The following is a 13,899-nucleotide window of genomic DNA, read 5'->3' as shown; positions in this document are numbered from 1 at the left end:
TCGCGCGCTTTCTTTTCGCCGCAAAGCGCTGCAAGGAAAGGGCGGACGCCTGACGCCCCGCGCGCCGTCCGCCCCTGACGAAAGGAGGCTTCCTCATGGCTGCAAACGCCCTTCGCGCTCTGCTCGCCGCCGCGCTCGCCCTCGCCGCCTGCGCCTGCGCGTCGAGCCGGACGCTCGGCGGAACCTTCAGCGACATGGCGACCGGCTCCGAGCTCAGCGCCATCCTCGTCGCCGATCGGGAGTTCGATTACTCCGACGTGGACGTGACCCTGTATGAGGGCCGGGTGATGCTCACCGGCACGATGCGCTCGGAGGAAGGCCGCCGGAAGCTGCTCGCCAACGCCTGGAAGGCGGACGGCGTGAAGCAGGTGATCGACGAAGTTCTGATCGCGGACAAAACCTCCGTCGGCCAGGGGCTCGAAGATGCGCGCATCGATCAGGCGCTCCGCGCCAGGCTGCTGAGCGATCGCGGCGTGAAGAGCGCGAATTACAAGTTCTCCGTCTCTCAGGGAGTGGTGTACATTCTGGGCGTGGCGCGCGACGAGGTCGAGCTTGATCGCGTGCTTAATCATGCGCGCTCGATCGCGGGGGTGGAAAAGGTCGTCAGCCACGCCGTCTATCGCGCGCAGACGGCGCGCGTGCGCTGACGGTTTCGGGATGTCGCCCATGCGTCTCAAAATCGCCATCCAGATGGATCCGATCGAGGGAGTGAACGTCGATGCGGACACGACCTTCGATCTCGCGCTCGAAGCGCATGGGCGCGGCCATGAGCTGTGGATCTATCAGCCGCAGGCGCTCGCCCTGCGCGACGGGCGCGTATGGACGCGCGCGCGCAAGGTCGAGACGCTGAAACGCGCGCAGGGCGAGCATGTCCGGCTCGCCGCGCCGGAGACGCTCGACCTTCACGGCGTGGACGTCGCGCTCATTCGTCAGGACCCGCCCTTCGACATGGCCTACATCACGGCCGCGCAAATTCTCGAACGTCTGCAGCCGGACGTTCTGGTGCTAAACGACCCGCGCGCGATCCGCGACGCGCCGGAAAAGCTGTTCGTGACCGAGTTTCCCGATCTGACCCCCCCGACGCTCATCACCCGCGACGTCGTCGCCATTCGCGAATTTCGCGCCGAGCATGGCGACGTCATCCTGAAGCCGCTCTACGGCAACGGCGGTGCGGGCGTCTTTCGCGTCGCGCCCGAGGACGGCAACTTCAACGCGCTGATCGAGCTCTTCGAGCAGGCCTTCGCCGAGCCTTTCATCGTCCAGAAATATCTGCCCGAGGTGCGCGGCGGCGACAAGCGCATAATTCTGCTCGACGGCGAGGCGGTCGGCGCGATCAACCGCGTGCCGGCGGCCGGCGAGACGCGCTCGAACCTGCATGCGGGCGGGCGCGCCGAGCCGGTCGAGATGACCGCGCGCGATCAGGAGATCTGCGACCGCATCGGGCCTGAGCTGTCGCGCCGCGGTCTGACGCTCGCCGGCGTCGACGTCATCGGCGAGTGGCTGACCGAGATCAACGTGACCTCGCCCACGGGCGTGCAGGAGATTCGCCGGTTCGGCGGGGCCGACATCTCGGCCCTCTTCTGGGACTGGGTGGAGGGCCGCCGGGAAGGGTAGTCGCCTGACGCAGGGCGTTAAAAAATAACAGGCGAAATTGAATTGGCGCGGCCTTGGTCGCGCCTTTATTTTGGCCTATGCCCGTAGGCGTATGCTGCGCGCCGTTACGCCTTCAATTTCATGACGATGACTTTTTCGAACGACCTCGCCGCGCGCGCCGCGGCCTCTCCCGATCCGGGCCCGCCGCTGCGCGTGGCGCTCTTTTCGGGCAATTACAATTACGTGATGGACGGGCCGGTGCGGGCGCTCAACATGCTGGTCGGCCATCTTCTCGAACGCGGGCATCAGGCGCTGGTCTTCGCCCCGACGGTGCGCGCGCCGGCTTTCGCGCATGTGGGCGAACTCGTATCGATTCCTTCGATCGCGCTGCCCGGCTCGCGCCGCGAATATCGTTTGGGATTGGGCCTGTGGGGCGCGGCGCGCAAGCGGCTCAAGGCGTTCGCGCCGGACATCATCCACATCGCCGCGCCGGACCTCACCGGGTACATGGCGCTTCGCTACGCCGAAAAAAACGGCGTGACGCCGGTCGCCTCCTTCCATACGCGTTTCGACACCTATCCGCGCTATTACGGCGCGCGCTGGGCGGAACAATATCTCACCCGCTATATGCGGAATTTCTACGGCCGCTGCCGGCACGTCTACGCGCCCTCGCCGTCGATGGCCGAAGAGCTCGCCCGCGACGGCATCGGCCGCGACATCCGGCTGTGGACGCGCGGCGTCGATCATGGGCTGTTCAATCCCAACCGGCGCGACATGGCCTGGCGGCGCGCGCAGGGCGTCGACGACGAGGCCGTTCTCGTCGCCTTCGTCGGCCGGGTCGTGCTTGAAAAAGGCATCGACGTGTTCGCCGACGCCGTTCTTGCGGCGCAAAAGCGAAATCCGTCCGTGAAGGCGCTCGTCGTCGGCGACGGACCGGAGCGGGCCCGCTTCCAGACGCGCCTGCCCGACGCGGCGTTCGCCGGCTATCTCGACGGCGAAGCGCTCGCGCGCGCCTACGCCAGCGCCGACATCTTCTTCAATCCTTCGGTTACGGAGACCTTCGGCAACGTCACGCTGGAGGCGATGGCCTCGGGTCTGCCGGCGGTGTGCGCGGCCGCCTCGGGCAGCGTGTCGCTGGTCGCCGACGGCGAATGCGGGTTCCTCTGCCCGCCGGAGGCCGGTGCCGAAGGCTACGCCGAAAGGCTGCTCGCGCTTGCGGACGATCCGGAAAAGCGCCGCTCCTTCGCGCGGCGGGCGCTCGAACGGGCGCGGGCCTATAGCTGGCCCGCGGTGCTCGACGGGCTGATCGCCCATTACCGCGACGCGGTGGGCGACCGGCCGGCGCGCCGCCTGCAGGCCGCCGCCTGCCTCGCGCGCGCCGCCGCCGATGCGTGACGCGCCGGGCGCTGTCGTGAAGCTGTAAAAGAAGGCCGCCATAAGCGGACGCGGCGGGCCTGTTCCGCCGGGAAGGCGGGGCGCGCGCATTCCATGTCTGCGACAAGAAGCCGTTGGTGGCTGCTGCTCGAATGGGCGGGTGCGACGCTGCTGCGCGCGGCGCCGGACGTGCAGCCCGTAAACGCGGCGCTCGCGCGCCTTTATTACTTCTTCTACAATCGGCGGCGCTTTCCGAATCTCCGTACGCCGCGGCATTTCAATGAGAAGCTCATCCGACTGAAGCTTTCGGCCGAGGCGCGCGATCCTCTGCGCAGGCGTCTGACCGACAAGGAGCATGTCAAGGCGCATGTCGAGGCGAGGTTCGGGCCCGGCCATGTCGCGCCGACGCTCGCGGTGCTGCGCGCGCCCGAAGAGGTCGACGCTTTCGCGTTTCCGCTGCCCTGCGTCGTCAAGCCGACCCACTCGAGCCAGGAGGTGATGTTCCTCGACGACGTCCAGCCCGGCCGGGCCGAGCGCGCGCGGCTGAAATACTGGCTGCGCAAGGATTATTTCGCCGCCAATCGCGAACCCAACTACAAGGGGCTTGAGAAGAAGCTCATCGTCGAGCCGGTGCTCGGCGGCGCGTTCGGGCGGATCGAGGATGTGAAAGTCTTGTGCTTCCACGGCCGCCCCAAGCTCATCCAGGTGGATTACGGGCGGTATGCGGAGCATCGCCGCGATTATTTCGATATTGCGGGCGCGCCCCTGCCGATCCGGATGCGGGTTCCGCCGGCGGGATCGCCCTTTCCCTATCCGGACATGATGTCGCGGATTCTCGAGATGGCCGAAAGGCTCAGCGCCGGCTTCACCTTCATCCGCGTGGATTTCTACGTCGTCGACGGAGCCGCGCTGGTCGGCGAGTTGACCAGCTTTCCAACGAACTGCACCGTTCCGTTCGAGCCGCTCTCGGCCGACCTGATCTTGGCGCGGCTGTTCGACGAACCGAATCTGGAGATCACGCCGACGCTGTTCGGAGTCTCGCCTGATTCGTCCGCCGACGCGCATGCGCCGGCGCAGCCGGCGGCCGCCTAAGACGGCGCCCTTGCAATCGCGCCCGCGTCCGCATGTTTCAAGGGCAGACCATATCCATGCTGATCGGTAAGGCGCGCCGGCTTGCGGCGCGCGCCGGAGAAACGCTCGATCGCCCGGCGGCGCGGCGCGTCCTGGCCGCGGTGAAGGTCGTGCTTCTCGCCGCCGTCGTCGTCTGGCTCGTCTGGCGGCTCAGCCTCATCGGCTGGCGGCAGGTGCTGGCGAACCTGCCGGCGTCGCCGTGGTTTTACGCCTTCTTCGCGATGAAGTTTCTGGTGCTCCCGCTCGCCGAGACGGTCGTCTATCAGATCATCTGGCGCCGCCCGCTCATCGCCCATCTGCCGGCCTTCATCCGCAAGCGGGTCTACAACGCCGCGGTCGCGGGCTATTCGGGCGAAGCGTTCCTGACTCTGTGGGCGCGCCGGCGGCTCGGGCTCAGCGATCGCGAGGCGCTCGTCGGGGTCAAGGACAACAACATTCTCTCCGCCTTCACGGCGAACGCCGCGACGGCCTGCCTGATCGCCGCCCTCGCCGCGAGCGGCCGGCTCGGCCCGGTCGCGACGGCGATTCCGGGCGGCGCGCTGCTTTTCGGCGCGGCGTTCGCCGCCGCCGCCGGACTGTGTTTGGCGGTGCTGGTCTTCCGCCGCCGGCTCGTCAGCCTTGCAGGCGATAAGGCGGGGGCGATTCTTGGGATCCACTTTCTGCGACAGGCCGCGCAAATAACGCTTTATGCGGCAATGTACGAAGCGGCCGTTCCAGCGCCGACCTACGGCGCCTGGTTCGCGTTCATCGCGCTGCAGCTCGTCATCAGCCGCATCCCTTTCCTGCCCAATCAGGAGCTCGTCTATCTCGGCGCCGCCCTGGCGCTTGCATCCGCGGCGGGGGCGCCGCAGGAAGCGGTGGCGGGCATGCTGGTCGCTGAGGCGGGCCTTTCCCAGATGGTCAACGCCGCCCTGTTCCTCGCCACGGCCGGTCTCGCCCGGCGCGCCGCCCCGTCGCGGCGCGCGATGAACGCTGACGAGACCGAGGCCCAGTGAGAGCGCCGCTCCTTTTCCAGCGCCGGTATTTTCCCTTGTGGCTGGCCGTGTCCCTGGGCGCGTTCAACGACAACATGCTGCGTCAGGCGCTTATCATCGGCATCGTCTACGGCGGCGTCGCCATCGCCGGCTTTTCCGATCCGGCCGACGCGATTCCGGTCGTCGGCGCGGCGTTCAGCGCCGCGACGCTCGTCTGCGCGAGCGCGGCCGGCCAGATCGCCGAGCGGTTCGAATCGGCGCGGCTGCTGCGCCGCATCAAGCTCGTCGAGGTCGTGCTGATGGTCCTCGCCGCCGTCGGCTTCGCGCTCAAGGCGGGCCTGTTTCTGATGGCGGTGTTCGTCGCCATGAGCGCGCAGACGGCTTTCTTCAATCCGGCGCGGGCGGCGGCGATGCCGAAATATCTGCACCCGCACGAACTGGTGCGCGGCAACGCCTATTGCAGCGCCGGCATGTTCGCGGCGGTGGTCGCCGGCCTGCTCGCCGGCGGCGTGCTCATCGCCATGCCGGGCGGGGCGGCGTTCGTCGCCGGCGGGCTCGTGCTCGCCGCGCTGTTGAGCTGGGCGGCGACGCTGCTGCTGCCGGAAGCGGCGGCCGACGCCCCTTCCTTGCGCATCCGCTGGGATCCGTTCGGCCAGACCATCCGCACCCTGCGTTTCGCCTTCGCGGAGGCGGGCGTCTGGCGCCCGCTCGCGGGCGTGGCGTTCTTCTACCTCGTCTCGACCGTGACGACGATCATCACCCCGCTCTATGCGATCGAGGAGCTGGGGGCGACGGGCGCGACCGCCACCGCCCTGATGGGCCTTGTGGCCATCGGCGCCGGCGCCGGCGCGATCGCGGCGGCGTCGGTCGCGCGCCGGCGCAGCGGTCTCGGCCTTTCCTTCGTCGGCGCGGTCGTCGCGGGCTCGGCGCTGCTCGCCGCCGCGCTCCTTACCGGTCCGGTCGCGGCGACCGGCGCGAGCCGGACCCTCGGCGCGCTGGCCGGCCACTGGCCGGGCCTGGCGCTCATCGCCTGCTTCACGCTGTCCTCGGCTTCGATGGGGCTTTATCTCGTGCCGCTTCAGGCCGCGGCCCAGCGCCGCGCCCCGCCGGGTCGGCGCGCGCGGGCGCTTGCGGGCGGGGCGGTGCTGAACGCGCTTTTCGCCATGACCGGCGCGCTCGCGGTCTTCGTCGTCACCGCGACGCGGCTGACCCCCAAAGACGGGCTATCGGGTCTTGCCCTGATGCTGTTCGCCTTGGCGGGCTACATGGCGCTGCGCTGGCTCGCTTTGCCGCAGGGGCTGTATGACGAAGCGCTCGGTCCGCGGCGCGGGGAAGCGTCCGAGGGCGCGCGGGCGCAAACCGAATCCGGGGAAACGCCGGCGCGCGCGGCGCGCTGAGGCCGCGCGGAGCCTTGCGCTTTCGCGGCGGCGCGGAATTCGCTACAGACCCGGTTTCCATACTCGCAGGGCGCTCGCCGTCCTGCCGACACGCCGGGCGCCGCGCTGATTCCATGGGCCTGATAGACCGCTACATTCTGCGCGCCGTGACGACGCCGCTCGGGCTGGCGCTGTGCGTGGCGGGGATGCTCCTGCTGATCGAGCAGATGCTGCGCCTGTTCGATTTCGTGCTGGCCGAACAGGGGCCGGTCGAGGTGGTCTGGCGGATGCTGGCCAATCTCATTCCGCATTATCTCGGCCTCGCCCTGCCGCTGGGCGCGTTTCTGGGCGTCATGCTCGCCTTTCGCGCCCTGTCGATGTCGAGCGAGCTCGACGCGCTGCATTCGAGCGGCGCTTCGATGCGGCGTCTGCTGCGGCCGATCTACGGTCTGTTCCTTGTGCTGATGGCGTTCGATTTCGCGCTGGTCTCCTACATCGAGCCTCTCGCGCGCTATCGCTATGAGCAGATCCGCTTCGACGTGACGACCGGCGCCTTCGGGGTGAAGATCCCGCAGGGCGCCTTCGTCGACATCGCCGATGGCGTCACCATCCGGCTCGGCGGGGTGAACAGCGAGACCCGCGAGGCGGAAGACATCTTTCTCGAACAGCGCGGCGCCGACGGCGGCCTGGCGACGGTCACGGCGCGCTACGGCGCCATCTCCACTAATCCGGACTTCACGCGCCTGCTTTTGAAGCTGCGCGACGGGCGCCAGCTTTTCGTCGACCCGAATGCGGCCAGGGTCAACGCGCTCAGTTTCGACTCGTTCGATCTCGAGGTCGAGCTGCCGGCGAGCGCCGTGTTCCGCTCGCGCGGCGGGGACGCGCGCGAGGCGACCTTCGACGAGCTTCTCGCAAGCGTGCGTTCAGGTTCGCGCGCGTCGGATCCCTTATGGGACGCCTATCGCGCTAGGCTGCACTGGGTGGTCATTCACCCGCTGAGCTATCTCGTCATGCCGATTCTGGCTGTAGCGATGGGCGTGACGGGCCGTCGGCGCGCATCGACCCTCAAACCGGTGGCGGGCGTGGCCATTCTCATCGTCTATCACGAGCTTCTGGAGGAATGGGGCCAGATCGCCGTCCGCGACGGGGCGCTTTCGCCTTATGTCGCGATGTGGGGCCTGCTCGCCGCCTTCGCCGCGCTCAGCGTCGCTCTCTACAACCGATCGGTCGATCAGGCGCGCGTCGCGCGCGTCGCCGCCCGGCAGGAGGCGAAGCCGCCGCGCGTGCTCGTCGAGGGCGGGCTTGACGCCGACAGCGCGTCGGATGGCGCGGAACCGGCCGACATGGCCGAACCGGCGCTCACCGGGAGGGCGTCGTCATGAGAGCGACGATGAGCGGCGTGTTCACCCGCTATGTCGGATTGCAGTTCCTCATCCGTCTCGCGGGGCTGCTGGTCTTTTTCGTCACCGTGCTGCAGATGCTCGACCTTCTGAACCGGTCGAGCGACATCATGGCCGCCGAGGGCGCGGAGTGGGGTTCGATGGTTCGCTACGTCTCGCTGCGCGCCCCGCAGATCGCAAGCCAGTTCGCGCCTTTCGCGGCGCTGCTCGCAGTCGTGGCGACGCTTTCCATGCTGAACATCCGCAGCGAAGTCACGGTGATGCGCGCGGCGGGCATGTCCGTTCACCGGGTGCTGTTTCCGATCGGCTTCGTCTGCGCGGGCGTCGCGGCGGCGCATTTCGTCTTTCACGAGGCCGTCGTCGTGCCGGCCGCGGCGAAGCTCGATTATTGGGAGGCGAACGATTACGCGCCGGAGGCCTCTTTCGACGGCGGCGTGCGCGCCGACGTGCGGCTCGCCTATGGCGGCGAGTTCATCCGCGCGGAAAGCGCTGCGCGCCTCGAAGGCGCCGTCAGGCTCAAGGGGGTGGTCGTCGACGCTTTCGGACCGGACGGGTTGATCATGCGCAAGACCGTCGCGGAATCGGCCCGCTATGAGAACGGCGGCTGGCGTCTGTTCGATGCGACGATTTACGACGCGGGCGAGCTGGAGGCGCGCCGGCTAGCCAGCCTGGCCTGGCCGACGGCGCTCGACCCCGATCTTCTCTTCGCGCTGTCGCTCAATCCGGACCGCACGCCGCTCGCCGAACTCGCCGCCAAGATCGCCCAGCTGCGCGCCGACGGAACGGACGCGCGCGCGGCGACGACCTCCTTCCTCAGCCGGTTCTCGAAGCCGGCCGCGACCCTCGTGATGCCGCTGCTCGGCGCCATCGCCGGCTTCGGCGTGCGCCGTCAGGGCAACCAGCTCACCCGCGCCTCGATCGGCGCGGCGATGGGGTTCAGCTATTTCGTGGTCGAGAACATGATGCTCGCCTTCGGCAAGCTCGGGGTCGCGCCGGCGATGTTCGGGGCGTTCTTTCCCTTCGCGCTGTTCATGGTGCTGGGATTCGCAATCCTGCTGGCGATGGAGAGCTGACGCGGCGTCAGGCCTCGGTCCGGACCGGCTCTCTCGCCGTCGCCTCGCCCGCCGTCTCGCGCGCGCGCAGCGAATCCTCCGTCTGTCTCATATAGTCGCGGCGGATCGGCAGGGCGTCGACGCGTCTTGCCAGCTGCATCTGGAAGACCATGTGCCCGCCATAGCGGAAGGAAAGCTCCGCGGCCGTCAGATAGAACGTCCACATCCGGCAGAAGCGTTCGTCGAATATTGCTGCGGCTTTCTCGCGATTGGCCTCGAAGCGCCGGCGCCATTCCTTCAGCGTCTCCGCATAGTGGAGGCGCAGGATCTCGATGTCGCAGACCCACAAACTCGCGCGCTCGACCGCGGCGAGGGTCTCCGACAGCGACGGAACATAGCCGCCGGGGAATATGTATTTGCGCGTCCATGGATCGGTCGCGCCCGGCGGGCCCTTGCGCCCGATGGAATGCAAAAGCGCGACGCCGTCCTCGCTCATCAGGTCGCGGACCTTGCGGAAGAACGGGCCGTAATGGGGAACGCCCACATGCTCGAACATGCCGACCGAGACGATGCGGTCGAAACGCTCGTGGACGTCGCGATAATCGGCGAGACGGAACGCCACGCGGTCCGCGAGCCCGCGCGCGCGGGCTCGGTCCTGCGCGAGGGAAAGCTGCTCGCGCGACAGGGTGACGCCGACCACGCGCGCCCCGCAATGCTCGGCGAGATAAAAGGCCATCGCCCCCCAGCCGCAGCCGATGTCGAGCACGCGCATTCCGGGCTCTATGGCGAGCTTCGCCGCGATATGGCGCAGCTTGGCGCGCTGGGCGTCTTCGAGGTTCTGGCCGGGCGCTTCGAAATAGGCGCAGGAATAGTTGAGGTCCTCGTCGAGGAAGAGCCGGTAAAGATCATTCGACAGATCGTAATGATGCGCGGCGTTGCGCCGGGCGCGGGCGAGCGTGTTGTTCTGATGGAAGCGCCGGATCCGTTTTAGCGTATCCTGAACGAAACGCTGCACGGGCTGGTCGCGCAGGCGCGCCGCGTTGAGCTGAAAGAGCGCGAGGAGGTCGGCGAGGCTCCCTTCCTCCACGGTCAGGGTCCCGTCCATATAGGCTTCGCCCGCCGCCAGTTCCGGGCGCAGGAACAATCGGCGAAACAGCGCCGGATCGTGCAGCCTGATCGCGGCGCGCGGGCTCGCCCCGTCGCCGTATTCCTTGCGCCGGCCGGAAGGGTCGATCACGGCGAGCGAGCCGACGGCGACGGTCTTGCGCGCCATGGCGCCGAACAGCGCCCGCCAGAAGCCTTGCGTCATGCTCATCCCAGCCTCCCTCGGGAGGCGCGGAGCCGTCGGCCGGCGGCGGCGCCCTTCGACAAACGGCCCCGGACCCCCTACATAGCGGCCCCGGAGTTCATCATGTCCCAACCAGAAGTAATATCGCTGGGCTGCCGTCTCAACGCCTATGAGGGCGAGGCGATGCGTCGGCTCGCGGGCGACGCCGGCCTCGCCGGCGCGGTGGTGGTCAACAGCTGCGCGGTCACGAACGAGGCCGTGCGCCAGACCCGCCAGGCGATCCGCCGGGCGCGCCGGGCTGATCCGTCCGCGCGCATCGTGGTGACGGGTTGCGCCGCGCAGATCGACCCGGACGCTTTCGCGCGCATGGGCGAGGTCGACGCGGTGCTCGGCAATCGCGAGAAGCTGGAGCCGGCGGCCTGGCGCGATCTTTCCCGCGCTTTCGCGGCGGGCGAGCGCCCCGTGCGGGTCGACGACATCATGGCGGCGCGCGAGACCGCGGGCCATCTCGTCGACGGCTATGGCGACCGGGCGCGGGCCTTTCTCGAAGTGCAGAACGGCTGCGACCACCGCTGCACCTTCTGCGTCATCCCTTACGGGCGCGGAAATTCCCGCTCGGTCCCGCTCGCGGCGGTCGTGGAGGAGGCGCGCCGGCTCGCTGCGGCCGGGCGTCGCGAGATCGTGCTCACCGGCGTCGATCTGACCGCCTACGGCGCCGATCTGCCGGAGCGGCCCGGTCTCGGCGATCTGGTCGGCGCGATCCTCGACGGCGTCCCGTCGCTCCATCGCCTGCGGCTGTCCTCGATCGACTGCGCGGAGGTCGACGCGACGCTGTTCGAGCGCATCGTCGCCGACGCGCGCCTCGCGCCGCATCTGCACCTGTCCTTGCAGGCCGGCGACGACATGATCCTCAAACGGATGAAGCGCCGGCACGCCCGCTCCCAGGCGATCGAATTCTGCGCGCGCGTGCGCGAGAAGCGCCCGGAAGTCGCTTTCGGGGCCGATCTCATCGCCGGCTTTCCGACGGAGACGGAGGAGATGTTCGAAAACACCCTGCGCATGGTCGAGGAGGCGGGCCTGTGCTATCTGCACGTCTTTCCCTTCTCGCCGCGCGCGGGAACGCCGGCCGCGCGCATGCCGCAGCTCGACCGCGCGACGGTGAAGGCGCGCGCCGAGCGCCTGCGCGAGAAGGGCCGCGTCATGCTGCATCGGTTCCTCGACGGGCTCGTCGGTCGCGTCGAGACCGCGGTGGTGGAAAGCGGCGGGCGCGCGCGGCTCGGCAATTTCGCGCCGGTCAAGCTGGCCGCGCCAGCGGGCGCGCCGGGCGATCTGGCGCGCCTGCGGCTTCTGGCGCGCGCGGGCGAGGCGCTCCTGGGCGCGGCGGCGTGAGGCGCGGGACAGGTTCAAACGCAATCGCGACAAGGCGAGAGGTTGATGGCGAAGACATTTCTATCCGGCCTGTTCGGCAGAAAGAAACCGGAAGAGGCGCGCACGGACGAACCGGCGCCGGCCGAAGCCGAAGCGCCGCCGCCGGCTACTGCGCCGGAAAAGCGTGGAATTTTCGCGCGCCTGCGCGACGGGCTGTCGAAAAGCTCGAAGAAGCTGTCCGAGGGCGTCGCGTCGATCTTCGCCAGGCGCAGGCTCGACGATGAAACGCTCGAAGAGCTGGAAGACCTGCTCGTCAGCGCCGACCTCGGCGTCGCGGCCGCCGCGCGGACGACCGCCGCGCTCGCCAGGGATCGCTTCGACAAGGAAGTGAGCGAGCAGGAAGTCAAGGAAGCCCTCGCCGACGTCATCGCGGCGAGCCTCGCGCCCTTCGAAAAGCCGCTCGTCGTCGATCGCGCGCGCCGGCCGCATGTGACTCTCGTCGCCGGGGTCAACGGCGCGGGCAAGACGACGACCATCGGCAAGCTCGCGGCGAAATTCCGCGCCGAGGGGCTGTCGGTGATGCTGGCCGCCGGCGACACCTTCCGCGCCGCCGCGATCGAGCAGCTTCAGATCTGGGGCGAGCGCACGGGCGCGCCGGTGGTCGCGCGCGCGGTCGGCGCTGACGCGGCGGGCCTCGCCTTCGACGCGCTCAAGCGCGCCCAGGCCGAGGGGACCGACGTTCTCATCATCGACACCGCCGGGCGGCTGCAGAACCGGCGTGAGCTGATGGACGAGCTCGCCAAGGTCGTCCGCGTACTGCGCAAACTCGACCCGGACGCGCCGCACGACTCGCTCCTGGTGCTCGACGCCACAGTCGGCCAGAACGCGCTCAATCAGGTCGAGGTCTTTCGCGAGGTCGCGGGCGTGACCGGCCTCGTCATGACCAAGCTCGACGGCACGGCGAAGGGCGGCGTGCTCGTCGCGCTCGCCGACAAATTCGCCCTGCCGGTGCATTTCATCGGCGTCGGCGAAGGCGTCGACGACCTTCAGCCCTTCAGCGCGCGCGCCTTCGCCCGCGCGCTCGTCGGACTCGATCAGGACGACGAAACGAAAGGAGAGGCGGCATGAGCGAGGCGCAGCGGGGCGCGCGCCGGCTGTCGCCGGGCGCGAAATTCGCCGTAGACATGGGGCCGCTTCTCGTCTTTCTCGTCGGCTTTTTCCTCGGGGAACGGATCGTTTCGCTCGCCGGGCGTCTCGCAGGGCAAAGCTGGTGCCTGCGCGAAGGGGCCGAGATGTATCTCGCCGTCGCGCTGTTCATGCCGGCCTTCGCCGCGGCTTTCGCCTATAGCTGGTGGAAGGAGCGGCGCGCCGCGCCGATGATGATTCTGAGCGCAGTCGTGATCGGCGTTCTCGGCGGGCTGACGCTCGTCCTCCACGACAAGACCTTCTTCTACATGAAGCCGACGCTGGTCTATCTCCTCTTCGCGGCGCTGCTCGCGGCCGGGCTTGCGGCGGGCCGCAACTTTCTCAAGACGCTGTTCGACGGCGCGCTCCATATGAACGACGGGGCGTGGCGCGTCCTGACGAAGCGTTATGCGGCTTTCTTCGTCGTCCTCGCCGCGGCGAACGAGATCGCCTGGCGCTGGCTCATCCGCGACTGCGCGATCGACGAGGCCGCCGCCGCGGGGGCTGGAAGCTGGGCCTGGCTGCTGAAAGACTGCGCTGCGCCGGCGGCGGCGAAATGCGCCGGCGAGGCGGCCTGGGTGAATCTCAAGGTGTTCGGCTTCACCGCGGCCAATATCGTCTTCGCCGCCGCGCACGCGCCTTTCTTCGCCCGGCACATGAAGGAGGCGGAGGACGCCGGCCGGTGAGACGACCGCTCAGAACAGCCCCAGGAACTTCTTCCGCTTTTTAAGGCTCTCAAGCGCGCGCCCGGCCTCGCCAGACATCACCGCCACATAGTCGGACTCGCGCCGGCGCAGCCGCGCCTCGGTGGCGCGCAGGCCCCGGATGAGATCCCGCGCCGCTTCGGGCGCGCCTTCGTCGGCGGCTTCGGCCGACAGGGGCGGCGGCGGGGCGGCGGCGAATTCGGCCGGCGCGGGCCGGCCCTTGCGCCGGCGCTTGCGCTCGGCGCGCTGCTCGGCCGCGGCGAGGCGCGCCTTGAGCGCGGCGAAGGCGGCCTCGGCCGGCGGCCGGAGGCCTTCGGCGAGCTTCGCGGCTTCCTCCGCGCGCCAGTCCTGCCGGTGCGGGACGACGATATTGTCCACGCCCCGGCCCGTCAGCCGGCGCGTCGTCTTCGCCTCGAAGCCGCTCCAGATCTGCTTCAGCCGCTCGACCATGATC

At 69.0% G+C, this 13,899-nt stretch carries 13 protein-coding genes; 11 read left to right on the top strand and 2 right to left on the bottom strand.

The window, feature by feature from the left end:
* Positions 1 to 95: 95 nt before the first annotated feature.
* The 8 genes from CHB64_RS02320 to lptG all read left to right on the top strand — a co-directional run bounded on the left by CHB64_RS02320 (position 96) and on the right by lptG (position 8,921).
* On the top strand, positions 96 to 647 hold the full coding sequence (locus tag CHB64_RS02320) for a BON domain-containing protein (RefSeq protein ID WP_089410959.1): 552 nt from the start codon (positions 96 to 98) through the stop codon (positions 645 to 647).
* Positions 648 to 666: 19 nt separating this feature from the next.
* Positions 667 to 1,614: a glutathione synthase gene (gene gshB / locus CHB64_RS02315; protein ID WP_183233958.1), complete on the top strand. Its 948-nt coding sequence runs from the start codon at positions 667 to 669 to the stop codon at positions 1,612 to 1,614.
* 120 nt (positions 1,615 to 1,734) lie between these two features.
* Entirely contained in the window at positions 1,735 to 2,988 is a 1,254-nt protein-coding gene (locus CHB64_RS02310; protein ID WP_200815203.1) for a glycosyltransferase family 4 protein, read from the top strand.
* A 93-nt stretch (positions 2,989 to 3,081) separates the two neighbouring features.
* Positions 3,082 to 4,059: an ATP-grasp fold amidoligase family protein gene (locus CHB64_RS02305; protein WP_089410957.1), complete on the top strand. Its 978-nt coding sequence runs from the start codon at positions 3,082 to 3,084 to the stop codon at positions 4,057 to 4,059.
* 56 nt (positions 4,060 to 4,115) lie between these two features.
* Positions 4,116 to 5,093 carry a hypothetical protein gene (locus tag CHB64_RS02300; RefSeq protein WP_089410956.1) on the top strand — a complete coding sequence of 326 codons (978 nt, stop codon included), beginning with the start codon at positions 4,116 to 4,118 and terminating at the stop codon, positions 5,091 to 5,093.
* Positions 5,090 to 6,469, top strand: coding sequence for an MFS transporter (locus CHB64_RS02295; protein WP_089410955.1), 1,380 nt, complete (start codon positions 5,090 to 5,092; stop codon positions 6,467 to 6,469). The genes CHB64_RS02300 and CHB64_RS02295 overlap by 4 nt, the downstream gene beginning before the upstream one ends.
* Positions 6,470 to 6,582: 113 nt before the next feature.
* A complete protein-coding gene (locus CHB64_RS02290) occupies positions 6,583 to 7,830 on the top strand; it encodes an LptF/LptG family permease (protein ID WP_089410954.1) in 1,248 nt (415 codons plus the stop codon).
* Complete coding sequence (gene lptG, locus CHB64_RS02285) at positions 7,827 to 8,921, top strand: LPS export ABC transporter permease LptG (protein ID WP_089410953.1); 1,095 nt, start codon at positions 7,827 to 7,829, stop codon at positions 8,919 to 8,921. Before CHB64_RS02290 ends, lptG begins: the two co-directional genes overlap by 4 nt.
* 7 nt (positions 8,922 to 8,928) lie before the next feature.
* Here lptG and CHB64_RS02280 read toward each other — a convergent pair whose 3' ends face one another.
* Positions 8,929 to 10,215 carry an SAM-dependent methyltransferase gene (locus tag CHB64_RS02280; protein WP_200815202.1) on the bottom strand — a complete coding sequence of 429 codons (1,287 nt, stop codon included), beginning with the start codon at positions 10,213 to 10,215 and terminating at the stop codon, positions 8,929 to 8,931.
* 96 nt (positions 10,216 to 10,311) lie between these two features.
* On the opposite strand from CHB64_RS02280, the gene mtaB reads away from it, so the two are divergent.
* The 3 genes from mtaB to CHB64_RS02265 are packed head-to-tail and all read left to right on the top strand — an operon-like array spanning position 10,312 to position 13,427.
* The gene (gene mtaB / locus CHB64_RS02275) at positions 10,312 to 11,577 is read left to right on the top strand and encodes a tRNA (N(6)-L-threonylcarbamoyladenosine(37)-C(2))-methylthiotransferase MtaB (RefSeq protein ID WP_089410952.1); all 1,266 of its coding nucleotides are present in this window, start codon (positions 10,312 to 10,314) and stop codon (positions 11,575 to 11,577) included.
* A gap of 45 nt (positions 11,578 to 11,622) precedes the next feature.
* Positions 11,623 to 12,684, top strand: a complete 1,062-nt coding sequence (ftsY, locus tag CHB64_RS02270; RefSeq protein WP_089410951.1) for a signal recognition particle-docking protein FtsY — start codon at positions 11,623 to 11,625, stop codon at positions 12,682 to 12,684.
* Complete coding sequence (locus CHB64_RS02265; protein ID WP_089410950.1) at positions 12,681 to 13,427, top strand: inner membrane-spanning protein YciB; 747 nt, start codon at positions 12,681 to 12,683, stop codon at positions 13,425 to 13,427. The genes ftsY and CHB64_RS02265 overlap by 4 nt, the downstream gene beginning before the upstream one ends.
* Positions 13,428 to 13,436: 9 nt before the next feature.
* Here CHB64_RS02265 and CHB64_RS02260 read toward each other — a convergent pair whose 3' ends face one another.
* A complete protein-coding gene (locus CHB64_RS02260) occupies positions 13,437 to 13,895 on the bottom strand; it encodes a hypothetical protein (protein WP_089410949.1) in 459 nt (152 codons plus the stop codon).
* Between the last annotated feature and the right edge of the window lie 4 nt (positions 13,896 to 13,899).

Origin of the sequence: Amphiplicatus metriothermophilus, assembly GCF_900199215.1 — a bacterium.
Classification (GTDB): Bacteria; Pseudomonadota; Alphaproteobacteria; order Caulobacterales; family Parvularculaceae; genus Amphiplicatus; species Amphiplicatus metriothermophilus.
The sequence above is the reverse complement of the archived record's forward strand: the minus strand, read 5'-3'. Positions and strand labels throughout refer to the sequence as shown.

What these genes read in the sequence shown, in the direction of transcription:
- CHB64_RS02310 (WP_200815203.1), top strand. Translation starts at nt 1,735, where the DNA reads ATGACGATGACTTTTTCGAACGACCTCGCCGCGCGCGCCGCGGCCTCT.
- CHB64_RS02280 (WP_200815202.1), bottom strand. Translation starts at nt 10,215, where the DNA reads ATGAGCATGACGCAAGGCTTCTGGCGGGCGCTGTTCGGCGCCATGGCG.
- mtaB (WP_089410952.1), top strand. Translation starts at nt 10,312, where the DNA reads ATGTCCCAACCAGAAGTAATATCGCTGGGCTGCCGTCTCAACGCCTAT.
- CHB64_RS02300 (WP_089410956.1), top strand. Translation starts at nt 4,116, where the DNA reads ATGCTGATCGGTAAGGCGCGCCGGCTTGCGGCGCGCGCCGGAGAAACG.
- gshB (WP_183233958.1), top strand. Translation starts at nt 667, where the DNA reads ATGCGTCTCAAAATCGCCATCCAGATGGATCCGATCGAGGGAGTGAAC.
- CHB64_RS02320 (WP_089410959.1), top strand. Translation starts at nt 96, where the DNA reads ATGGCTGCAAACGCCCTTCGCGCTCTGCTCGCCGCCGCGCTCGCCCTC.
- CHB64_RS02290 (WP_089410954.1), top strand. Translation starts at nt 6,583, where the DNA reads ATGGGCCTGATAGACCGCTACATTCTGCGCGCCGTGACGACGCCGCTC.
- CHB64_RS02265 (WP_089410950.1), top strand. Translation starts at nt 12,681, where the DNA reads ATGAGCGAGGCGCAGCGGGGCGCGCGCCGGCTGTCGCCGGGCGCGAAA.
- CHB64_RS02305 (WP_089410957.1), top strand. Translation starts at nt 3,082, where the DNA reads ATGTCTGCGACAAGAAGCCGTTGGTGGCTGCTGCTCGAATGGGCGGGT.
- lptG (WP_089410953.1), top strand. Translation starts at nt 7,827, where the DNA reads ATGAGAGCGACGATGAGCGGCGTGTTCACCCGCTATGTCGGATTGCAG.
- CHB64_RS02260 (WP_089410949.1), bottom strand. Translation starts at nt 13,895, where the DNA reads ATGGTCGAGCGGCTGAAGCAGATCTGGAGCGGCTTCGAGGCGAAGACG.
- ftsY (WP_089410951.1), top strand. Translation starts at nt 11,623, where the DNA reads ATGGCGAAGACATTTCTATCCGGCCTGTTCGGCAGAAAGAAACCGGAA.